The sequence below is a fragment of the Anaplasma phagocytophilum str. Webster genome (assembly GCF_000964685.1).
In the GTDB taxonomy this organism is placed as follows: Bacteria; Pseudomonadota; Alphaproteobacteria; order Rickettsiales; family Anaplasmataceae; genus Anaplasma; species Anaplasma phagocytophilum.
Genome location: NZ_LANS01000001.1, coordinates 1,187,176 through 1,211,656, shown reverse-complemented (window position 1 = coordinate 1,211,656; position 24,481 = coordinate 1,187,176). Strand labels below are relative to the sequence as shown.

15 protein-coding genes and 2 tRNA genes are annotated in these 24,481 nt (G+C 39.7%); 7 read left to right on the top strand and 10 right to left on the bottom strand.

What is annotated here, in order from left to right:
• Nucleotides 1–76: 76 nt before the first annotated feature.
• The gene (locus APHWEB_RS04855) at nt 77–2,338 is read left to right on the top strand and encodes a hypothetical protein (protein ID WP_011450828.1); all 2,262 of its coding nucleotides are present in this window, start codon (nt 77–79) and stop codon (nt 2,336–2,338) included.
• 861 nt (nt 2,339–3,199) lie between these two features.
• On the opposite strand, the gene APHWEB_RS04850 is transcribed toward APHWEB_RS04855, so the two are convergent.
• Entirely contained in the window at nt 3,200–4,105 is a 906-nt protein-coding gene (locus APHWEB_RS04850) for a hypothetical protein (protein WP_011450830.1), read from the bottom strand.
• 388 nt (nt 4,106–4,493) lie between these two features.
• Here APHWEB_RS04850 and APHWEB_RS04845 point away from each other — a divergent pair.
• Nucleotides 4,494–4,565, top strand: a tRNA-Met gene (locus APHWEB_RS04845).
• 1,382 nt (nt 4,566–5,947) lie between these two features.
• Here the strand turns inward: APHWEB_RS04845 and dnaQ are convergent.
• The 3 genes from dnaQ to APHWEB_RS04830 are packed head-to-tail and all read right to left on the bottom strand — an operon-like array spanning nt 5,948 to nt 8,371.
• Nucleotides 5,948–6,682, bottom strand: a complete 735-nt coding sequence (gene dnaQ / locus APHWEB_RS04840; protein ID WP_011450831.1) for a DNA polymerase III subunit epsilon — start codon at nt 6,680–6,682, stop codon at nt 5,948–5,950.
• On the bottom strand, nt 6,672–7,187 hold the full coding sequence (gene nuoE, locus APHWEB_RS04835) for an NADH-quinone oxidoreductase subunit NuoE (RefSeq protein ID WP_011450832.1): 516 nt from the start codon (nt 7,185–7,187) through the stop codon (nt 6,672–6,674). Before nuoE ends, dnaQ begins: the two co-directional genes overlap by 11 nt.
• Complete coding sequence (locus APHWEB_RS04830) at nt 7,184–8,371, bottom strand: NADH-quinone oxidoreductase subunit D (RefSeq protein ID WP_011450833.1); 1,188 nt, start codon at nt 8,369–8,371, stop codon at nt 7,184–7,186. Before APHWEB_RS04830 ends, nuoE begins: the two co-directional genes overlap by 4 nt.
• Before the next feature lie 557 nt (nt 8,372–8,928).
• Here APHWEB_RS04830 and APHWEB_RS04825 point away from each other — a divergent pair.
• From APHWEB_RS04825 to APHWEB_RS04810, 4 genes are all read left to right on the top strand, one after another.
• The gene (locus APHWEB_RS04825; RefSeq protein ID WP_020849329.1) at nt 8,929–9,945 is read left to right on the top strand and encodes an NAD(P)/FAD-dependent oxidoreductase; all 1,017 of its coding nucleotides are present in this window, start codon (nt 8,929–8,931) and stop codon (nt 9,943–9,945) included.
• Between the two features lie 804 nt (nt 9,946–10,749).
• Complete coding sequence (gene thiL, locus APHWEB_RS04820) at nt 10,750–11,706, top strand: thiamine-phosphate kinase (RefSeq protein ID WP_020849330.1); 957 nt, start codon at nt 10,750–10,752, stop codon at nt 11,704–11,706.
• A gap of 336 nt (nt 11,707–12,042) precedes the next feature.
• Complete coding sequence (gene recO, locus APHWEB_RS04815; RefSeq protein WP_011450837.1) at nt 12,043–12,780, top strand: DNA repair protein RecO; 738 nt, start codon at nt 12,043–12,045, stop codon at nt 12,778–12,780.
• Nucleotides 12,781–12,852: 72 nt separating this feature from the next.
• Entirely contained in the window at nt 12,853–13,458 is a 606-nt protein-coding gene (locus APHWEB_RS04810) for a hypothetical protein (protein ID WP_020848959.1), read from the top strand.
• A 336-nt stretch (nt 13,459–13,794) separates the two neighbouring features.
• Here APHWEB_RS04810 and APHWEB_RS04805 read toward each other — a convergent pair.
• Nucleotides 13,795–13,866 (bottom strand) — tRNA-Met (locus APHWEB_RS04805).
• A gap of 1,100 nt (nt 13,867–14,966) precedes the next feature.
• Between APHWEB_RS04805 and APHWEB_RS07175 the strand changes: the two genes are divergently transcribed.
• The gene (locus APHWEB_RS07175) at nt 14,967–15,110 is read left to right on the top strand and encodes a baseplate megatron protein TIM-barrel domain-containing protein (protein WP_133121364.1); all 144 of its coding nucleotides are present in this window, start codon (nt 14,967–14,969) and stop codon (nt 15,108–15,110) included.
• 308 nt (nt 15,111–15,418) lie between these two features.
• Here the strand turns inward: APHWEB_RS07175 and ankA are convergent, their stop codons facing one another.
• The 5 genes from ankA to APHWEB_RS04775 all read right to left on the bottom strand — a co-directional run bounded on the left by ankA (nt 15,419) and on the right by APHWEB_RS04775 (nt 24,309).
• Complete coding sequence (gene ankA / locus APHWEB_RS04795) at nt 15,419–19,114, bottom strand: T4SS effector DNA-binding phosphoprotein AnkA (protein WP_020849331.1); 3,696 nt, start codon at nt 19,112–19,114, stop codon at nt 15,419–15,421.
• 1,222 nt (nt 19,115–20,336) lie between these two features.
• The gene (locus APHWEB_RS04790) at nt 20,337–20,561 is read right to left on the bottom strand and encodes a hypothetical protein (protein WP_020849334.1); all 225 of its coding nucleotides are present in this window, start codon (nt 20,559–20,561) and stop codon (nt 20,337–20,339) included.
• A 464-nt stretch (nt 20,562–21,025) separates the two neighbouring features.
• Nucleotides 21,026–21,934, bottom strand: coding sequence for a UDP-N-acetylmuramate dehydrogenase (murB, locus tag APHWEB_RS04785; protein WP_020849335.1), 909 nt, complete (start codon nt 21,932–21,934; stop codon nt 21,026–21,028).
• On the bottom strand, nt 21,909–22,811 hold the full coding sequence (hemC, locus tag APHWEB_RS04780; protein WP_021799056.1) for a hydroxymethylbilane synthase: 903 nt from the start codon (nt 22,809–22,811) through the stop codon (nt 21,909–21,911). Before hemC ends, murB begins: the two co-directional genes overlap by 26 nt.
• Nucleotides 22,812–23,019: 208 nt before the next feature.
• A complete protein-coding gene (locus APHWEB_RS04775) occupies nt 23,020–24,309 on the bottom strand; it encodes a bifunctional folylpolyglutamate synthase/dihydrofolate synthase (protein ID WP_011450847.1) in 1,290 nt (429 codons plus the stop codon).
• Between the last annotated feature and the right edge of the window lie 172 nt (nt 24,310–24,481).

The following is a 24,481-nucleotide window of genomic DNA, read 5'->3' as shown; positions in this document are numbered from 1 at the left end:
TAACAATGTCATCAGCCTTGCGTTAAAAAAATTAGTACTTTATTAAATGTAATAATTACTTTTCTCTGGAGCTACGATGAGCATTAGTTTGGTTTTAAATAAAAATAAAAAAGGAAAGAGAGTAGATTGCGTGGGTGCTTGTGACCCTACTGTTGACGAAGCTTCAAAGGTTAATGAGTGGAGAGAAGAAGAGCTAAAAAAGTGTGGGAATCTTCTTCTCTTTTCGACAAAAATGGCAAAGTATGTAAGTCGGCATAATGGTGGTAAGCTGAATACTGAAACTTGCTATGCTCTAATTTGTGATCCGCTATACAATCTCTTGATGGAAGATAATTACTTGCCTGCGGATCTGGATATTGAAGAGCATGTCACAACGTTAAAGGGCTTTTGTAACCTTGATAGAGCCGGGCATGGCTTTAAGATAGAAGGAACTTTAAGCGAAATTCATCGAGTTTGCTTGAACTATAATGTGGATAATGCGCTTACCTTGCTAAGTTATAATAGAAGCATGATAAGAAAAACTGCTGCGGAATTAGCGGTTGCTGCGTGTAGTAGTTTAACAAAAAATTTTAATGATGAAAAAATAATAGCAGATTTGAATGATGATGATGCTCTCAGGTTACTGTATACGTCTTGGATAACTGTTGTAGACAACTATGATAAACACCCCGAGGATGAACATTCATATACAACGTCTTTTATAACAAAGAATTCGGGTTTGTACAAAGCACTGCAAAATAGAAATTACCCTATTTTTCTACAAGAACTGCATACCATAGCTCTGAAAGACTATCTTTCTATGTTTCATGTCGTCTTAACGACAATGGTAGGCGGAATAGGCAACTTAAAACTTTCGTATAACACGCTCATTACTTATCTTATGATTTTCAAATATGCCCAAGAGGAAAAGGGTGAAGCGCTATTAGATTCGGCTGAAAAATGCTTTCATCCACTTGTGGACTATAGTGATGAGTTACGCCGTATCGTACAGGAGTTTCTAAAACTAAAAGCAACTGAAGCGGAAAAGTGCACGTCTAATGATATAAAGAAGAGTGACATCCGTGATTTTATAAAATCGAAGGGAAAAGATGCCATCGCAATGGTGTCCAGTCTAAAAAGTCTAGACCTGCAAGTTATGGGACCTCTGCAATATAACACAGATTACGGGTTAGAGAGGTTAGCTGCTGTCTCTCTTATTCTGTATCCTGGAAAAAGATTTACTGGTGAAGAAATAATAATAGAAAACGGAAAACTCCGCTTATTGAATATGGGATTTGAAAAGATAGATAAAGATAATTTATATTTTAATAAATCAGATATTCTCAATACATCTGAAGAAGGAACATTATCTCCAGCAGATCTTGCTTTGCTTGAAGATATACAAAACATTTTTGCATCCATACAGGAAATGGTTCCCCATTTAAACTGGGACGTATTTATAGTGGAATTGAAGAAAGCTTGTGGAAAAATTCATAGCAAATCATTCTATCAGGATGCACGCGATGGGATTGATAATAAGTTAAGGAAAAATTTGTCCGAAGTCATACTGTTCGACCATGAGCATATACCACAGTTAGCTTATGAGAGTATATTGCCAAGAGTACATGATATAGAAAAATTCATGCAAAATGCACAAGCTATGGCGTCAGCGAAGCACTTTACTAAACTCATGGGAAATTACAAGACCGAAGCTCTGTCAATCGAGGAACTACTTGAAATCTCAGCATCACCTAATGCCACTGTTTTTTCTGATGATGGAAGTTACGTTCATCAATTATTCGAAGACATAGAAAATAACTTTAAACACTATTCAGTAAATCTTTCTACAGCAAAAAAAGGTGCGGAAGATGAAGAGAACAGCATAACTTTTCTAGAATCCGATACCCCTGTTTGTGAAGAAGATCTATATCAATTATGTAATTTAGATGAGGCAAAACGCAAAAAAATTATTGAAACCTTCTCTCATAGACCTTTAAAGCACCGATTATTTCGCAAGACCCCTTACATCATCGCTTCTTCCGCTGTTGTCTGGACATTTGCGTCACTATACGCTGTATACGTAATAGCATTACCCGCAATAATAGTGGCAATAGCTTCGGTCTACGCCTTAATTATGTACTATCTGATTCTTGCATATGGAGGAATTGATGCTAACGTAAACTACTTGATGACCATACGTAGGGACGGAAAAAATAGCCCTCAGCTATACTTCCAGGAGCAAGAAACTCCTATTCCTTCTGTGGCAAATGAAACTGGTGAACCGGCTGCTGTATCTCCTAAAACTGAAGAAATATCTTCTACACCGCTGGGTACGATTAATGATGTAGCTATGAGCTGAATTAATACGAGAATGTATCAAAATATTTTTACGTACAGAGTTGCTAAGAATGCATAGGGAACATACTAGGAAATATGTTTGTAATGGTGAATTCCTCTGACACAAGCTCCAAGGAATGGGGCTTGTGTCAGATTTGGCTTGTTAGATATAGTAAAGTAAAAGGCCTACAACATACAAAAGTTTTGGTTTAAATCCGTCAGCTAGATTTTATACCTTTACTTTAATAAAAGCATTTTGTTTCGATAATAGTAGTAAGTTATCATAAGAACTGCATCTATCAGTTTATATACTTTTACGAAAGGAAAGCTGCATAGGATGAATACGCAGTCTGAGAAGGATGTCTGTCATATCTTAGATCAGTTTTTATATAAACATCAGGTACGAAGAAGATAATAAATCAATTTCTATTGTATTATCTCCTAATACTATGTAACTCCCCATATCTCATATACGACATCAGATAGTAAACGTAAAAATTGACGATGAGCCTGTATCTGTCTTACCTAGATGAGAGCATCGTATAGCCAAAATAAAAAACGGTACCTCACTAGCTTCATTGAAAAAGAAGTGCCTAGCTCCCTCATGCACAGGTGAGAAAAGGTACCACTCTGAGAGCGCTACTCCCCGTGCATCATATGCCCTAACTCTAAATTAGCAACGTAATCGTCGACATATTCAGATTGGCTAACATGTATTATACAATACATCCATCCTTTGCTAACAGTACCCATGCCTGTTGGTATGAAGGCCATAGAGCCAGCTACATATAAAAATGCTGCATGGCCTTATGCCCAAGAGGTAGACACTCTTTAAAGCAAAAATGCAATTTTCATAACCGCTAATATTTCCCCTGTCTACACATCAATGAGCAACAGATATGCTGTTATTTTGGAAAGTAGGAATACAGTCCTCTACACATAGCCCTACAGAAGCATCTCTATTGCTGCTAGGCGATAACGAAGCATTTATGTCAGGATTACTATGCTGCACAGATTTAGAAGAAGCGTATGCAACTATCATGGCTCCTGCAATTGCCAATATCCATCCAAAACTTATCATTAACCTTAGAGAAGTTTGCACTCCTTCTGACATCTGTATAGAAGGCACCATACAAACAGTTCCCAAACATATACTACTTGCCCCAAGCGCTATAGAGAGTAAGCGGAGTGCTATAAGAGCTCTATAGTGATTTGATCTTTCTGTTTCTGATAGCTTATTCAGCCTGTATATCCCAGCAGTAGATGCAGCAATAGATAGTAATGAGGCTATCATTCCGAAAAATGTTAAGCATGCAGGCGTGCTTTTTCCTTGGACAAGTAGTGCCATTGAAACACATGTTAGTATGGTAAAAATCGCTGCCTCTAATACTCTGGTCACAAGCTCTATTTTCTCAGCTACGGCTATTGCATGTGGTTTTTCATGCTCTTCCTGCTGTGACTTTGTTGCAGCAAGCCCAAGGCGTAATGCGTATATTCCATATCCTAAAATCACTAATCCCATAGTAAATAAGATAAGACACTTCCGCGCCTCACACACCAGCGACTTTTCTTGACTTAAAGCAACCAAGGCTATTGCATAGACTATGCACCACATGACCATGGAGGTTAAGTGCGCTAAAGAAGAGGCATGCATCAGAGACGTATCGATGCGCGCTCTATTTCTATCTACTAAGTAGAAGAGGTTATTATTTTCTCTCTCCTTACTTAATTTCTTTAAATTTTCTAACATGTTTTTTCTATATAAAGATGCTCTGTTATAGGTAGACACAACCTAACTATCCTTGTAATACCTATAATTATTAATAAATTAGACCCCATTAGATCTTTAGTTAAAAAAGACCTAAGATTTTAATGAAAAGAAATTGTATAGCACATGCACGCCGTCTATACAATGCATAAATCCTTAGAGGTTAGACTATAGGTAATATAAACCTCGACAATTTAAAGCAATGACCATATGCATAAGAAGAACAACATATGCAAATGCTCTAAATGTTATACTGATAATGTATATAAATACTTAACTTTTATAACTTGGAATTGCTATATGCATCATAAATACCCGTAAGAAGAAAGCCCCCGTAATATAGAAATCATAGGGCAGCGCAATAGTATATTGCAAGAACGCAAAAGATATGGTACCTCCATAACCTTGGGGCTAGGTAGCTCAGGGGTAGAGCAGGAGCATCATAATCTCCGGGCCGGGGGTTCGAATCCCTCCTTAGCCACTTGTGTAATAATGATCTAAAACTAGCTTGGGTTAACAGGGCTTCAAGATCCTTTCTAATGCTTTAAGAAACCTGTCATCTGAAAGAGCATGAAATAGAGAAAAAAGTTAGGAGCGCCAAATACAACGCTTGGAACCACAGCTGCCCTGTTATTTAGTAAGAACTTTGCTGTATATCACTCCAGTAACCTATCGCACCCACTCTAAGAGCATCTGTACCTAGCACGTTGTTGCGTCGCAGTACAAACTAGAACTATAAGAGGTTCCTTATGGTATATTTACTGCCAAAGAAATATGTATAAGAAAGGAGATGATAGGGAAAATATTCGGTATATAATAGGATCATCTAAATCTGACCCATTGCCTTTTTTATCCTCTTTATCTTCAACCTCATTATCAGGGGTTCGGTATATTCTATGTGCTGCAAGCACTTTTAGAAAAAATGCTCAAAATTACTAGTACGTCGCTATATCTTACAAATGGCAGTGCACAGATAATAATCCTGTACCTTAGTGGGAAATGAGTGCATGATGCAATACTCCAAAGATAGGATATAACTCTTCTGGAACCACCTCTGAGAAGGAAGAGCGCATTGATCACGATGGCCTATCTCCCCTTCCATCGCATTAAGTAGAGAATGCTGCGTACTCGAGCTTTTTACTGAGGAAGATCTACATACACCACAACGTGTCATCGCATTCTTTTAAGCTTTCTTGGAAATAATACAAGTTAGTATGGCCAGCGTTTGTGAATGTTTGGGGTTCCTTTAAAGAGTTCAATGCAATGTACGGTAGTAAAATATAATGAGATCTTATCTTTGCGAAGAAGATTACGATAAAATATATATAAAGCTATTCCGTGATAGTGCTTTTTCAGTGCCTCTTACATTAAGATTCTCTTCCTGATATCAGAAGTGAAACATAGCACTTTGGCATCATCGGAGATATCAATCTATAGGAAATGCTGCTAGGAGAATAGACTAATCTGCATTGAACATGCCTTGATTCCAGCATCTAAGAAAGACAGATTAAAGTGCTTTGTTTTATATCCCAGGCGGATGTGTGTTACCTTTGTAAATTTCAATACAGCATGAGGTGAAGGTTATTACTTTACATAGCTATGAGCTCTAGATAAGTTACTCATATATGTGCGGCTGCTAAAGTTTTAATCATATTCAAGGATGTTTATCACAATTTGATGTAGTGCAATTGTTTTATGGCATTTCTCAACCGTTATATCATGTAAACAACATCTCCGTCTGTAAGTGCTTGAGACAATAGTACAGTTAGTCTATGTGCTACCTCTTCTCTTCATTGCTCCATGGTAAAACAAACTCATTATGCTTATATGCTTGCATTACTGGTGAGTGCGGATTCTATAGGATTACGAGTTAATGTTTTCATTACAGAAAAACTCTTTTTCATCAAAACACATGAGCCATATAGGATTTTTCATCTTACTAACAGTTTGCCTGTGCAGCCTCTTCTCTTCAGAGCTCAATGTAAATGTGCGCGCAGGATATACAACTCTTTTTGCTTTATCATGGATTACAGAAACCTGCTTGCTGTCATCTCCCTCTTGAGAAAACACTAGCCTCCTTTGCAGCGCTTCTAACAGCTCTACATACACTCGCGCCAGCAATGTGGCATCCTTCAATGCTCCGTGAAATTTCCTCTCTTGCGTCGATATGTTAAACCTCTTACACAGCGCATCCAAACTAGCCGGCATCCCCGGAAACTTTTTTCTCGCCATCTCGAGAGTATCGACAATAGTATTAGTAATGGCCCGCTTATTGCTTAAGCGCTCAATCTCAACCTCGAGAAACCTCATGTCGAATCTTGCATTATGTATAACGAGAGCACTGTCCTGAAGAAAATCTAGGAGCTCATCTGCAACTTCAGCAAACTTCGGCATTCCTATAAGAGATTCTCTTGTTATTCCGTGCACCCTAGTCGCAGCTACAGATATATCACGCTCTGGATCTATGTATTTATGAAACACACGACCAGTCATAACATAATCTACTAGCTCAACGCACCCTATCTCTATTATTCTGTCGCCACCATCAGCATCAAGGCCAGTTGTTTCCGTATCTAAAACAATCTCTCTAACCTTCATTGCCCTCCTTTAATTTCAGCAAAATCTTCTCCATAGATTCCGCATCTAGATTTTCGTAATAGTCATCATTTATCTGTACAACGGGAGCATTCACGCACGCACCTAGACATTCTACTTCTCTTAAAGTAAAAAGGTTGTCTTTAGTTGTTTCCCCAACACGCACACATAGCACCCTCTTACATGCATTGAGAACATCATCGCTGCGCCGTAACCAACACGGAGTAGTCTTACATACTTGTACCAAATATTTGCCTACAGGAGCAGTATTATACATTGAGTAAAACTCAACCACTTCACGCACATGCACAGGACGCATACTCAAAAGCTTCGCTATATACTCAATAGCAGAACGAGGAACAAACCCTCCAGCTTGCTGTTGCACCAAATGCAGCAAAGGCATAACTGCACTCGCTTGCCTACCTTCAGGATATCTACTTATGCACTTATATGCTTCTTCTAGGTTACCATCAGTGAACCTAAAGCTTTCCTGATCTGCAGAGTTCATCTATCTATTTCACCAAAAACAATATCCAAAGAGCCTATAATAACCGGCAAATCCGCAAGCATGTGTCCACGCGCCATAGCATCTATGGCCTGCAAGTGAGCAAACCCCGGTGATCTTATCCTGCATCTATAAGGTTTATTAGTACCATCTGAGACTATATATACCCCAAATTCACCCTTAGGAGCTTCTACAGCAGCATACGCCTCACCCTCTGGCACCTTATATCCCTCAGAGAACAGCTTAAAATGGTGAATCAATGCTTCCATTGAGTATTTTAACTCTTCTCTCTTAGGAGGAGCAATCTTTCTATCATCGGTTTTCACCGGCCCACTAGGTATATCACGCAGACACTGCTCAAGTATATAGAGCGATTCACGTATCTCAGCCATACGCACAAGATACCTGTCATAACAATCTCCATTGCTACCAACAGGCACCTTAAAGTCTAATATATCATATATTTCATATGGCTGGCTTTTACGTAAATCCCACGGGATTCCACAAGCTCTAAGCATTGGCCCGGAAAATCCCCAATCAAGAGCCTGTTGCTTAGTAACCTTTCCTATTTCAACGTTACGCTGCTTCCAAATACTATTCTCCGTAAGCAAATCATCAACACTATCTAATAATTTAGGAAAATAGTTAGTAAACTCATGTATATCGTCCAAAAGACCATCGGGTACATCAGCAGCTAGGCCGCCCGGCCTAATATAAGCCGAATGAAATCTCGCTCCCGAAGCCCTTTCATAAAAAGAAAGTATCTTCTCCCGCTCTTCAAAAATCCACAGCAATGGAGTAGTAGCACCTGAATCTAACGCCTGACATGCCACATTTAATAAGTGATTTAATAGTCTAGTCAGCTCGCAAAAAATAACCCTGAGATACTTCGCCCTTATCGGTACCTCACAACCCAACAGCCGCTCCACACACAGAGAATAAGCATGCTCCTGCGACATAGGAGACACATAATCTAACCTATCAAAATACGGAAGCGCCTGAAGATAAGTCTTATATTCAATGAGCTTTTCGGTCCCCCTATGCAGCAAACCTATGTGAGGGTCTATCCTTTCGATAACCTCTCCACTCATTTCAAGTATCAAACGCATAACGCCATGCGCCGCCGGATGCTGAGGACCAAAATTTATGGTCATCGGCTTGGCATAGCCATCAGAGCTATCAGACATTTTAGCTACTAAAGAACAAGTTTTAGTATCTTATAATAGGTGCAGATGTCAAGTTCTAATTCGTCAATCCGTTTCCCTGACAACGTGAGAATTCACTATACTGCCCATAATTGAGCATGGTGTAATTCTTATATCTTGCAACACTTCTTAATATAATATTTTCTCCCTATTATTCACACTTATGGGATACATACACTAAAATACATACCTTATGAGTATTTATGTGTACCCTCAAGCCACACGGATTACGCGTATATTTTCCTACCCGCATATAATCCTCTTTTTTGCACCTCTAAACGTAACAAAACCCTAACGTCTTACCAAAGAGGCAATAAATCCGGTAACAGCAGTAGAGGTCATATTACCCAACAAAAGACAAAGAAAGGCAGTATCTGAGAAAATATTGCATCATCTATAATCCCATTTTCTTTCGAAATCACTGTAAAAGAGGTCAATTTTTCCAGTGAATAATAAATTTCAAGCATTCAAAGGTATTTTATTTCTAGATATAGCAGTGTCTTTGTGATAGGTAGAGAAAAACTGGAAAAGCAAAAGCTGTGGAGTATAGTTCTGTTTTCGATGTCGCTATAGTAGGTGCAGGTCCTGTGGGACTTTTTACCGTGTTTCAAGCAGGTATGCTGGGAATGAATTCCTGTGTTATTGATGCTTTGGATATAGTAGGGGGTCAGTGCGCAGTTTTATATCCTGAAAAACCTATTTATGATATCCCAGGCTATCCCATGATTACGGCTCAAAACCTGGTAAATAACCTGAAAAAGCAGGCAGAACCCTTTGCTCCCGTTTATATCATGGGGCAATTTGTCGAAAGCATAAGTGAAGGTCCTGACTGCTTTGTTCTACAGACCAATAAAGGTACTAGCGTAAAGTGTCGAGCAATAATAGTTGCAGCTGGGTCAGGAGGATTTGGCCCTAACCGCCCCCCACTTGACGGTATCATGGAATACGAAAATAAGTCCGTATTCTATAACGTATCTCAAATGGCCACCTTCAAGAACAAAAAGGTAGTAATAGCTGGTGGAGGAGATTCAGCTGCAGACTGGGCTGTAAATTTGGCGGAAGTTGCTGATAAGCTGTATGTGATACATAGAAGAAAGTCTTTTCGTTGCGCACCTAATACTTTAAAAAAACTCGAAGAATTAGCGGATGAAGGTCGCATAAATGTGCTTATTCCTTACCAACTTGCAGGGCTTGATGGTGAAAATGGAGAACTCAGAAGCGTTGTAGTCAGAAATATTACCACGAAGGAGGAAATCCCTATAGGAGCAGATTTTCTCTTACCATTCTTTGGAATATCTGCAAACCTGGGTGAGATTGTTAACTGGGGCTTGGGCGTAGAAGGCTTTCAGATACCAGTAGAGCAATCTACATGTAGGACTAGACGTAGCAAAATATATGCCGTGGGTGATATAGCTGCTTACCCCGGAAAGATAAAACTTATACTAGTAGGTTTTTCAGAGGCTGCTTTGGCATGTCAAGATATACGTGCCGTGCTCTTTCCGGATACTCCTCTTAATTTTCAGTATTCTACCTCAAAAGGTATTCCCACGCTTTAGTGTATAGCAAAAACCTTCTAGCCACACATAGATGCTGATTTTTAAAGATCTCGTGTTCTGTGTCGTGGAGGAATCTAAGAGTTGGTCATCCGAGTGAGTAGTAGTTTTTTAGCCTTCTAAGTAGACAGCAATATTCTTAATTTATGAGCAGGGAATGACTTAATACTTAGGAAATTATGTGTGCAATCCAATACTGTCTGATAGTAATTTGCTTATTGCACGTGGCTGCTAATATTCTTTGTATACGCTACGCTTAGAAAGAAAGTCACCAACAAAAATACGTCAATACTCTGAATTTGCTTTACAAAAGCGCTGTTAAATTCTTGTTATATTGCAGTTCTACCCTATTGGATAGTACTTACGGCATGCTCAGTCTTTATTACTTCTGACATTTCATGGAGCCGTAACTATACAAGGATGGAAAATTCAGCAATGAAAACTTCTACAAGATCAATAGATAATAATGGTGTATGTCTTTCGAGCTTATCTACTCAATCTTCTTACTTCCAAAGATTTCTATTTAAAGACCCAGAAGAACGTATAATGACCAGGCATTTAGATTTTAATGTGTCGATCTTGATTTCTATCTCCAATGTACTGACTCTTAAAACATAAGCGAAGTTATACATGTGCTTGAGATAATGCCTATTAAGAGGCTACGTTTGCCTTTTATTGCAGAGAGGTTTTTATCTAAACTTATAAGGAATATTAGGCAGCATTTTTACAAAATATTACTGTTGGCACATTTATTTTTTGAAAGGAACGCTTTATATAGACGGAACGCAGAACGCTGTTGGATGAATTATGGATGAGTTTCAGTGTATAGAAAAATATATACGTCCTTTACTTCGCAGTGGGTTTGCATCTGAAAATGACGATGCTGCGCATGTATCCTCCCCTACATCGTCTTTTATCATGACAAAAGATGTATTAGTTGAAAATGTTCATTTCTTAAATCATAGCGATCCTTTCTTACTCGCTAAAAAGGCGCTACGAGTTAACCTATCAGATATAGCTTCTATGGGAGCTACACCGCATTCTTATCTTTTGGGATTATCGCTTCCAAAATTTATTGATGAAGAATGGTGGAAAAGCTTTTGCGCCGGTTTACAAGAAGATAACAGTATTTTTTCCATCAAGCTAACAGGTGGTGATACAACCAATAATTTAGCAGATGTCATCGTAATAAGCATAACCGCCTTGGGAATTCCATCTGCAAATATTCTTACTAGATCTAATGCAAAAGTAGGAGATTATCTATATGTTAGTGGAACTATTGGTGATGCTGCTTTAGGATTGCTAGCATACAATAAAAAGCTAATTGGTGAGTTTTCCTATCTCAAGCAAAGATATGATTTACCTCAGCCTAGAGTTATGTTAGGCACCAGTATTAGCAATGTAGCTTCTGCATGCATAGATGTTTCTGATGGATTATTACAGGATATTGGGCTGTTGTGTAAGCTTTCCGGTGTTGGTGCAAATTTATACGCTTATGAAGTACCACTATCACACGAAGCCGCAGCTGCTATAATGCAAAATCACGATCTTTTAGAAAACGTACTGGCAGGAGGAGATGATTACGAACTGGCATTTACGGTCCCTCCCAAATACTGTCCAGAAGTTGAGCAAATTGCCACGAATATAAAAATCCCCGTAAAAAGAATAGGAGTCATTACTCGTGAACAAGGAATACGTGTATACGACAGAAATAACAACCTTATGAAAATATCAAAAGAGGGCTATAGTCACACCTTTTCTTAAGTTAATGACTTTGCAGGAAAAACACCTCTATGGCTTGAATAACCTGTAGAACTGCCACTTCAGTAAGCGTTTTTTTCAGCGTTCTTATAAATACAATTACAAGTATACGCTGATTATATCATGTAAGATATACTAAGAATCTACCCAATACCCGCCACTTACCTTAATATCACTACAGTACTAGGCGCTCATTTGCGGTGCATTGAATTGTAAAAACGCGTATTACTACACTCATAGAAGTAAATACACTACAAATTTACGGTTCTACATTATTGCCCTTGACAGCTCTTCCCCACTTATCAAAACTTAAGGCTCGTTCTATAGCGCTGATTCACTATGCAATGGCAAGACCATGGAATGATCGTAAGCATGACGCCTTATGGGGATACTCGAAGTATATTGTCTGTATTTACGCGTAATCACGGAATTTGCAATGCCATGATCAGACTAAACAAAAAGAAGCAGTCTCTGCAGATTGGAGATAGAGTGTGCGTAACGTGGCGTGCGAGATTAGCTAATAACCTTGGGTATTTTAACTCCTGTGAAATTATTTCATCAGCTTTTTATGCGTATTTTCAAGATCATTCAAAGTTGCTGTGTCTATCCTCTGTTACATCCACAATATACAAGTCCGTCCCCACAAATGATGCACATCCTATACTATATGACTATCTTATAGAGTTTGCTGAAGCTGCAGAATGTGGAGGCCATTGGTACAACGAGTACTTAAAGCTTGAACTTGAAATTTTATCCCAGCTGGGCTTCGCCTTAGATCTCTCAAGATGCGCTGTTTACCATTGCGAAGATAATCTATTGTACATATCTCCTAAAACAGGTCGCGCAATATCTGAAAGAGCTGGCGTATCATATCGGCACTTGTTATTCCCTCTACCACAAATATTACGCGATCTTCATAATGGAACTCACACCGAACAGTGTTCACGAAAAGAGTTTTTGCTCTGCTTACAAATCCTAGGATATTTTCTCCATAGACATTTACTATCAGATGATTCAAAATTCCTAGAGCAGCGCAAAGAAATGACAGCCCTTATATATGAGGAAGAGGCGTTTTAAAAATATTCACTATTGCATGGTAGATGTAGTTAGGATATGCCTTGAATTTTCTATGTTACTTGAGAGGTGATTATGCATAAACCTGGTGGTGGCGGTGCCGATATGGGTATGGGACCAAATATAGCTAGTGTACAGTCCTTAATGCATGCTACTCAAGAGCGCGCTGAAGCTGCTGGAGGAGGTGAAGAAGGAGATGATAGATCTTCTCTAGCAATAATGAATGCAGTACTGGCAACCCCTGTAGAAGCGATGAAGGCTGATCTTGTAGGAAGCCTGCTTGGTAATATAGACAAAGCAGCAATGTCTTTAGGAGCTAATCTATCAGCGCAGTTTAGCATATATGGACCTTCTAAAACATCATTAGCTTTTGGCTTTCCTATACTTTTTGACTCCATAAAGGGAGGGGGAGAAGGAGGAGATGAAGCAGCATCAGGAGGTGGCGAAGGAGGAGAAGATTATACTGACGGTGGCGATGATGAGAGATATTTAGATGGAAGAAATGACCCGCATCTATATGATCCTTGGGATTTTGACCAGTATCCACATGCTGACGAATCTATTGGAAGAGCAGCACAAGGATTAGATGGTGTATCACATGAAGAAAGAGGCCATGAGCACCATGTCTCCCCTTCTCCTTCGCCAAACGTCATAGAGCATTCCGAAGGAAGAGGTATGTAGATAAACACTTAGTGGTAAGCGAAGTGAAAACCTGTGTTATCTTAAAATCATCACACTTTTGAGTGAATATTATTTACACAGTATAATTCCGCTAAGCTATACGGATATTGCGCAGCCAAGCGTTAGTATACGGTAGATGGTGAATAAAATTAGCCGCCATTTTGATATTAATCTCAAACTTTTCGTTAGTACTTCTACCCCCCGAACTCTACTGAGCTGCAATAGATACAACAGCTTTACTACAACACGCAAGTAGTTAAAGATAAAGCAATAGCTAGAGATAAAGACATTCCGCCCCTTAGGACAACACTACATAGCGAACTAAGGAAATACAAGTTGCGGGGGACGGACTCGAACCATCGACCTTCAGGTTATGAGCCTGATGAGCTACCACTGCTCCACCCCGCGAAAAGAAAGCGCTGCATACAAACCCGTGCAACTTTCTCCTATGTACCAAATTATTGAGACAGTAGCAAGATGTTTATAAATAAAAAAATTGAATTTTTTCGTTACATGCCCATTTGAAAACCGCATACCTACATGGGATGATCATAAGGAAGTCCGCCTAGCATAAAAAACAAACCCTGAAACATCACTAAATGCTTCTGCGAACATTCTTCTAGAAAAGCTGAGGCCTTTTTATTACCTAATCACGCGGTATGTGAAGTATTCCATAAGTATATACGCCTGAGTGTACATCTTGCATCTCTTAAATTACAACAGTGAATTTATTGATTACGTAACTCAAAAACAACGCAAAAAGTATTAACGTATCGTTCACGCGATGCAGAACATTATGCGGCATTTGGCATGCAAAGCAAATCCCTCCTCTCCATAGCAAATTTATCTATCTACCCACACGCGAGGTCGCGTAAAGCACCTTAAATACGAAGTCAAACATAAGAACTTCCCTTACAGCGCAAAGTAGAGAAATGGTCACAGTATAAGCGTAATCTTATATTCTCAACTCTTTGAGCCCACATTGAAAAAGATTTAATTAAAGCTGCTGAAAACTGTACAAGTACCATAAGAGTTAAAGAAATAACGCAATGCCTAAGCTTCTTCTAAAATAATTCCAACAAACATTATCCGTGGTAATAGAATCCAAAGATAAGAAAATCGAGCGAGGATAGTTTCATAACAAAAAAGCCCTTTCAGCAGGGCAGTCAAAAAGGATTATAAAGTGAAAGCGATCTTCGAACATGTTGAAAGATTACGGTTTGATTATAAAACCAGAATACTATCTTTGTTGCTATCTACTTTTCCTCAGCCATAGTAGCGATAGTTCACAGTTGATAAAATGCCCTTTTTCCCAAGGGAACAACCTCCGACACATACTGAAGTATATCTCTGAGCTTCTATAAAGAAAATACAAAGTATTCTCTACTTAAAGTCGTAGTACTACACGGAGATGACTTTAAACTCCATTGTGAGACAAAGCACATAAACAAATTTTGAACAATAGTACCACCCTTTGTTGCTCATTATTATAACTCTCAAAAAATGCCATAGATGCATTTGTTATAGCTAGTGCTCTTAGCCAACTTACAAAAATACAAGATGAAAATGACAAGTTTCCTACTGTAACTTTACTGAGAATGATAGCCTCACACGCTAAAACTTTTCTGGGTAATTCCGTCATTATCACATAATCACATATGCAGCAGATTATGCAGATGCAAAAAAAGGAATATACAGAGCGCGGAAAGTACTCAAGAGTGCATCCCACCCCAGAGCAAGTTTTTTCTTTATCAAGCACATAGCATTCCAAAAAAACACTAAGGAATAGTTGTACTCAAAAGATCTCAGAATCAAAACCCTACTACTTAAAATAATCTGCCCCCTTTAGAGCGTTATGTACTCTAAAAGGGGTATTATTAAAGTGGCGAGATCATCGCCTAAATACTCAGAAGCGCGAATTATATTGATCAAAGTACCTCAGCGATTTTTCGGTATAATTCTACCTACCGCGACCTCCTTTTACAGACTTAGGGCCTTCACTTTGAGGAGCTTCTGGTTGAGATCCTGGGGCACCAGATTCCATGCCAAGATCTTGCTTTGCCTTTGCAGCTCCTCCATCACCCTTCTGAGCTTCTTCAACTGCTCCCTGTAATCCTTCGGCAGCTTTTGTTAGTTCCTTTTTGAACTCTTTACTGGAGAATATAGAAGTAGCTGTTTTGTCTTTGGTAGAATCCGGAGCACCTCCCTTCACAGGACGCAATTTACCCCTTTGTGCTTGCAGCTCAGCTGCAAAAGAGCTACTAGTTCCTGAACTCAGGTCTTTATCAGAACCTATACCTTCTTTAGTAGGCAAACTACTTGTCCTAGCTGGAACCTGAGGTTTCACTTTCTTCTTAATCACAGTTATTGTTGAGCCGACTTTTTCAGAAGCTGTTCCTTCTTTTTGAGAAGTATCACTCTTCTTAGGACCCTTTTTCACTGTTGCATAAATCGGCTCTTCCTTAGGGCCAAATGTCGTTACTCCAGAAGATGTTCGTTCCGCAGCAAATGGGTCAGCATAGATAGATTCAGGCCTTTCCTGCCTAGGTTTCACTATATCAAATGGATCAGCATAAATGGATTCCGGCCTTTCTCCCTTAGATGACGCCGCATCTGATGCTTGCGCCTCGGAAGTAATTGCAGCTCCCACAGTAGCATACAGATCTTCACCTTCTGGTGTTCTCGGACCTTCAGCTCCTACAGTTGTATATGTGCTTTCAACTTCCGTTGTACCTTTTGCTGTATCCTTAATTTCTTCGTAGATAGACTCCTCAGCTCCTACAGTTGTATATGTGCTTTCAACTTCCGTTGTACCTTTTGCTGTATCCTTAATTTCTTCGTAGATAGACTCCTCAGCTCCTGCAGTATCTAGGCCACTACCCAAGGATGATAGCGCAGAGACACTCTCAAAACTTGAAATAGATCCTAAAGAAGGAGTTGGACTTTCAGGCGGCAGATATGGTGGGAATCCCCCTTCAGGAACTTGAACACGTTCAGCCATCATTGTGACAACGGACTTTCCAAAAAACCACGGACGAGTTTTCAATGATGGATCCGCAACATCTACCGGTGTTTTTCCCTCTACATTCACGACTGATACTGACGCCCCAGACTTTAGTAGTATTTTACATGCTTTACCGAAACCACGCGATGCAGCCAGATGCAGTAACGTGTCACCATTTGCTTCTTGAGGAGTATTAAGCAAGTCTCCGAAAGATGAGTTTGACAAATGCTTTCGAGACTCTTTAAGCATCTTTAAAAAGCATTTTTCTGTAACCTTATCAGAATATAAAGCCTCATGTAACGCTGTATCTCCCATATGAGAAAGGAGTGCTTGACAGCTATCTGGGCATTTTTTCGCAATTAACTTATATAGCTTACCGTCACCATTAGCAGCTGCTATATGTAAAGCCGTCTTACCATAAGCATCTCTCTGCGTTGCTGGAGCCCCTTTATCCAAGAGCAACCTAGCAGTCTTCTGGTTGCCAGCAGCTGTTGCTAAATGCAAGGCTGGAGTTCCAGTGTGATCCGTAGACGAAAGATCTGCACCCCTCTGTAAAAGGAAATTTACAATCCTATTAGCCTCTTTAAGGTTACTTGCCTCATTTGCCACTTGAACTGCAGCAGCTAAAGGGCTCATAGATCCGGTAGGAGTATTTATATGTGCCCCAGCTTCTACAACACGCTTTAAATGCTTTATAGCTTTACCCCCCTGAAAGCACCCTCCTTGTATACCCACAGAAATAGCTGGTTCTGGAGACGCATTTACATCAGCACTGTTTTTAATTAACGTCTTCACTGCAGCATATTGACCACTAGTTAGTGCTTCAGCGGTCAAAGTTGTCTTTTTTCCTTCAGGAGTTGTAATTTCTTCATTTACACTAATCACTTCAGTGGTAATAAGATGCCTCAATACATCTGCTGCACCTTTTCTTACTGCCTCGACAGCAACATGCTGCGGGTAAGGCTCATATCTCATTAACATGTCAAGTGCTGGTAGCGATACTTTTCCACCACTTGCTTCACGAATCGCATATACACCTGGAGTAGGAACACCATCCTTTACAGGAAACTTAGAATAACTACTCTTCCTTCCAAGAGCCTGCTGCAATATCTCTAAATTTCCATCCTTTGCTGCGTAATGTATTATAGTTCCACCATCATGTGACCGAGCATCTACGTCCATGCTATTACAGCGTAACATAGTCTTAACACCCTCAGTGTTGCCCCCTTTATACGCAGCTACCACAGGCGTTTCACCTGTCACTGGAGATGGTACATTGATTGATGGAATATTACGCACATTCTCAATCAACATCTGCAATTTAACGCTTACGCCTTTATGGCTTGGCTCATCCTCAACTATCATGTGAATAGGCGCTTTGCCATTCGGTGCTAATTGATTTACAACAGACTCAGGAGTGCATCTTACCACCTGCTCAAAAACCCCCACTGTTGATTTTTGTGCTGCAGCATGTATAGGTGCATTACCTGCAATATCTAAATTAGTAAAAGGTTCCTCTCCATACCTATGATATGCTTCCTCCAATACCCTTTTCGCAAGAGGATCAAAATTTGGGGTCCCATTAGAAGATACAAAATGCACCAGCGTTGATGCGTCCTCTGGATTAGGACATGTAAAGAGAGATTTTACTTCTGAAGAAGCTGAGCCATACACTTTATCTGCAATGTTCATGGCCTTCTCGAAGATCTTCTCAGCCTCCGGTATATGCCTTCTAATAGCATACTGTACTGCACTCATCCCTTTTTTATCCGGGAATATTAGTGCCTCTGCACACTCGCGATTGCCCTCAATATTTGACGACACCGCTTCTTGCATCTTGTCAATGTATGATAAAACATCCCGCCTTGGCCATTGCTTTGCAACAATGTGGCAAACGGTTTCACCAGCATCATTTGCAACGCTAATATCACTTAACCTTGAGAGAAGATGCTTTACTTTCTGGTGATCCATACGCTCCGTAGCAATATGAAGCGGAGTGTTTCCACCCGGTCCCTTAGCATTAACATCTGCTATAAGAGCTTTGTCGCATAGTACATCAAGATTGCCTAAAGCATTTTTGCCTACTGAAGATGCAGCTGTATGTAATGGCGTATTACCATCTACATCCTTAATGTTTAAAGAACAACCCTTTAGCATGAGGGATGAAGTGAAAGATGGATCACTGCCTTCAATACATGCTAGATGCAAAACACCATGCCCTTTCTCATTGACCTGAATGTTTGCATCGTCATTACGCACAAGGTCTAATATAGCGAGAGCACCATACATGTTACCTTTTGCAGACTGCTGAACAGCTTGCGTCATTAACTGCCTAGATACACCAGGGTCATTTACATCTGCTCCATACCACTGTGTGCGTGCATACCCTGCCTTCTCACGTGCTTGTTCTGGAGTAAATCCATAAGCATCTTTGATATTAGTAACACATCCTCTTTCAACCAGAATGCCATAGAAATTACCATTACGGGATGAAGCTGCATAGTGCAATAGTGTTCTCCCCTCTTTATCAACGGGAGTATTAAGTCCTTCGGAAGAAATTCCCTGAATGGACGCCTGAAAACTCTCGTAATCTCCTGTGATAATGGCTTTCAGAGCACTGGCGCTCTTTTTCTTTTCTTCTTCTGTCAACATTGTTGGGGCCTTTATTCAATAAAAAACACGTCTTACTAAACCTATCTTAGCGCGCACAATCTGCCTTACAGACGCTCAGGCGCCAGATCTTTTGATTTAAGAAATTAACTGCTTAGAGAAATAAAGGATAACGTAAGAAATATTAAATTATTATAAAAATGCCCAACACATACAACCGGAACTAGCAGGTGATGGCGAAAAACCTTACCTACGGACAAAAGAAAAATGCCAGAATTGCAAGATGTGTACATCGAAATGTCACCTGCCTTTATAATCTATAAGAGATAAAAAAGTTTTAAAATAGATGTCACTGAAACGCACTATTCAATTTTAAAGGACATATAAAAGACAAAACGGAATCACGCACTTTGCCCAAGCAAAGTGGCCATGATACTTAATTGACTAAATACATCTCTTAGACCTTTATGAAAGAATCTCAGCTAAATAATGGCACTATTTACAAAACAGCAAGGCCAAAGTGCTTCATCCAAATAATGAAAACTACTCACACTATGCCCTTTCTATAATTAGCTAAACTCCACGTATATTAACGACTACCAAGCATCTTATACCGAGCATGTATGGTGATTCCATAAAAAGCATGTAAGTGAAAAAATGCAGATTCCCCTACCATGCTTGCCTTAAAGTTGTGCATATTTTGGAAAACTAAAAAGCTTGCCATAAGCGCAATGTATTCTGAAATTGCATACCACTCACCTCACAGGTAACAACTTTCACGGGTCAATACACTGTCTCTTGCAGAACATTCTTAGAGCAATGCAATCTAAAGCCTATCTCATAGCACTGTTTCTAGATTATACTCCGACGCCAAAGCTTCTTTACCGCCTTAATAATTTATCTGATAACTTAAGGATAGAAGAGTTTATTACAGATAGCAGCTCTTCTAGTAATTACCGCAGAAAATCGTAAATTCCAGTAAAAACAGCTATCCTCCATTTTATGAATATATACCCATATCAAAGCATAGATATAAGTCTAAATACCCTCTATAGTTGAGAAATAGAAGATTCCCCTCCCCTAAATAATACTTCTATACCTGTTATATCAGCTCTTATGATATCTAAAACTCTACTATATATGGTAGCAATGTCATTGCACCTACCCGTGAAAGTTGTTTTCACTACCATGTATACAAAAGAACGCTAAAATACGTGGAAGGCCATATTTTCAACAATCCCTAAAAATACCTCCTAGAAACCGATCAAAAACATAGCGCTACTTTTTGGAATAAAAGCCAATAGCCCCCTACAAATAGCTCAAACTCTTCTTCAAATACGGCAAATCTTTCGATACATATCGGAATAGGTGCAAAGTCTTGGATCAGGCAATACTGTTTGTTACTCCATAACACCTGTGTCGGCAGCCACTGCTTATGGTGTTTTATACCTACAGCACTAGCAGCTGGCCCCAGGTCTCTATCTTTCACTTCTTAGTAAAAGCCACCTATCCTCGACTTTTTTACCTCTTCAGTATACGCAAAGCAAGTACAAAGCCTAGACAGGCGCTTACGGTTTCCGCTCTCAAGATATGTTCTTTTTGAATGCAACGGGAAACCCCATGCCTTAGACCAACACATAGGAATACTATAGCCGTAAGAGCATGCAGTGGGATATTTTGCAATTCTGGATCAATAAACCCAAATAAAACTCGGTCTATGCAGCTTATAGCTATATAGACAGTTTCCTATAAGCGGTCACTATGAAAGCATAATAATTAAAATAAACATGACGGATAAATTTAAGGACAAAAGCTAAGAATACACTTGCAATATCTATGCTCTTGTTCCCTTTATAAGGTACATCACCATGTATTTATCAGATGATTCTTTATAAAAACCCTCAGTACGGGCGAGCATCGGTATTATCTCTATTCTCTTGCACACAGGAATTTTTACTTTACTACTCGCGCACCCAAAAACTCAATGCTCCATTCTAGATTGACTCCTGTCTTTTCCTTTACAAGACGCTTTACTTCGCTGCCTAAATCCTCTATTTCGGCCGCACTAGCTCCTCCGATATTCTCTATAAAGTTACAGTGCTTCTCCGACACGACAGCACACCCAACTTGCAACCCTCGACACCCCGCTTCTTCTATAAGCGCTTTAGCTTCTGCATTACCTGCATCTTGAAAGATATATCCAATGGACTTTCCATAGTAAATTGGCTGAGTTGCATTGCGTTTTATGAGCAATTCACTCATTGTATTTCTTATAGTATTCAACTCAGCTGGATTACCCACAAACCTCGCTTCTACAAAAACCCATCTGCCTTCTAGACCATGACTACGACGCGAATACTGCATGTCATCTTTATACAGTGTACAAATCTCTCCGTACTCATTTACTGCAATAACCGCATGTAATATAGACGCTATATCCTTCCCATGGCAACGCGCATTGGTAGCTATCGCGCCCCCTACAGTTCCAGGCATACCTACACAAAACTCAAAACCAGAAATAGAGTTTTCCCTAGCAAACGCAGCTAGCTCAGATATAGATGCCCCACACCCTACAGTAATAGCGTTGTCTTCGCATCTCATATCTGAAAATTCACGCTCTAGCCTTACCACAACATTGTTGAATACACCATCTCTGACAATAACGTTAGAGCCAGCACCTATCGCACTGGCTGTTAATGAAGTGTTCTTTAGAAAGGTCGCTAAATCATCTATGTCCTTTGGCTTGAATAGCAATGGCGCAACACCACCTACGCCTACCCAAGTCATGCTATGCATTTTTACGCTTCTTTTATAAACTCCCCTAACTTTAGGAAGTTTATAACCTGTGAAGGTGTAACTCATTTTTCAACAATGTCCCCATTTCATATCCTGCACTTTCTGCATTTTGCTCTGCAAAAACCCGTTCTGTAAATACCATGTTTCTGGCATCATCGGCTAACATACACTTCATCGTTAGTATATCCATATCGATATACTTCGCCATAGCAGCAAGGGGAGTATTGCAAGACCCATCTACTGCCCTCATAAAGCTACGCTCCGCTGATACCGTAGTATACGACTTATGGCAGTTTAACTTCTTCAATATCTCAAGTATCCTCCTATCATATCTGCGACATTGAACACATATTGCTCCTTGACCGACTGCACCCAACATAACTTCCGGCTGCAATACTTCCGATATTAAATTATCTTTCGATACCCTATACAGACCAGCTTCAGCCAAAACAATACCATCACACTCTCCCATCTGCATTTTTGATATTCTTGTTTCTACATTGCCACGCATGGGAATGATCTCTAAATCTGGCCTCATCGTCAATAATTGCACCTTTCTCCTTACCGACGAAGTACCGATTTTTGCATTCAATGGTAGAGAAGCTATACTGTCATATTTAGATGATAAAAAAGCATCTAAAGCTGATGCCCTGGGCAAAATACAGGGAATATCTAGATCTTCGGAATATATGCCAGGAACATCCTTAGCCGAATGCACAGCCACATCTATTATATTATCCAAAAGAGCTTCCTCAATCTCCTTTATAAATAGCCCCTTACCACCAATATCATAAAGAGGTACATGAGTATTCATATCTCCAGAAGTCTTTATGGTAATTATACGGGTTGATAACTCCGCATAATTGGTTTCAATAGCAGTTTTCACTATTCTAGCCTGCTGCATGGCTAGAAGGCTTCCTCTTGTACCTATTCTAATAACCATAACTATACCCAACGGAGCACTACGGCATATAAATCAGATGAATCCTTATTTTAGGGAAAGATGGATAAAACATGTAATAAATAAAGCACATACACCCAAAATCTTCCCCATACTTACACATATAACTTTGCTTTTACAGGCATAGCGTAGAAAATTCAAAGAGCACATAAACAAAAATATTTGCTATCTCTCACCTTTATTAGCAATGTTATAGACTCTCTCTCAATAAATCACCAGCAAGGAATAATGAACCACAAACCAATATGGTGGCGCTACGCACCCTATCACCGATATCAATAATCTTTTGTATAGACGCTCTAATATCCTCTTCAGCAGATGCAGGAATATCCAATTCGAGCGCACACTTTAAAATATCTTCGGCAGACTGAGCACGATACTCAGCCTTAACACATACAGTACATAAAAACCTAATGTGCTGCTTTAAAGGCTCCAAAAAAGCCTTGCTATCTCTATCTTTCGTCATTCCAACTATGAGATAAACATCCTCATGCTTCATATAAGCGGTGATCCAATCTCTCAAAGCTTCTGCCCCTGCAACGTTGTGGGCACCATCTAAAAACAATTTCCAGCACTTTGGCAACATGTTATAGAGGCTTCCTGAAGCAATCCTTTCGAGCCTAGCAGGCCATACAGCATTTACCAAACCCGCCTCTATGTCTTCATGACTTATTTCATATCCAAACTTTCCTGATAATACACTGCAGGCAGCTATTGCTGTGCCTGCGTTATCTATTTGATGATCACCTTGAAGCGCTGGAAGAGGAAAATTATACTCTTCAGAACTACGAAACACCATTCCATCAGCATCTTTTGTGCATGACCATTCTATACCTCCTCGGTATATTGGAGCATGATTTACAGCCGCATGATATTCTATCGTCCTACGAGCGGCATCATACTTCTGAGGAGCTAAAACACAACTCACCCCTTCCTTAAGAATTCCCGCTTTTTCCCCTGCTATTAGTTCTACAGTATCCCCCAAAAAGCAAGTGTGATCATAGGAAATTGAAGTAATAATGGTCAGGATAGGCATAACCACATTTGTAGCATCCAGCCTACCACCCATACCTACTTCTAATAACACTATGTCCGCATGAACCCGTGAGAATGCAAGTAGCGCTGCCGCTGTTGTCGCCTCAAAAAAGGTTACCGTCATCCCATCGCACTTAGAACGACATTCTTCTAAAATCTCATGTAAGTGATTGTCTGAGATTTTACTCCCGTTAAGAACAATCCTTTCATTAAATTCTAGCAAATGCGGCGAAGTATATACATGAACACGCATCCCGGCTGCCTGCAATATACTAGATAAAAACGCTATGGTAGACCCTTTACCATTCGTACCTGCAACGTGCACAACTGGCGGGAGGTTATTTTCCGGATTCCCGATTCTACAGAGAATTTCTCTCATTCTATCAAGTGTAAGACCTTCAGGTTTGAATTCTAAAACCTTAGGCCAATGTGGCATATATACCATACTCTCATAGCCGAAAATCACAAAATCAGAGCTATTGCCTCTACAAGCAACATGTATGTAAAACCTACTATCTATGCATTGAGCATATCAACTACACTTAGCTCAGCACCTAATAATGACTAATCTCTAAAATGCCCAGTGCACACATCTGCACCCCTGTACTCCCCCTAAG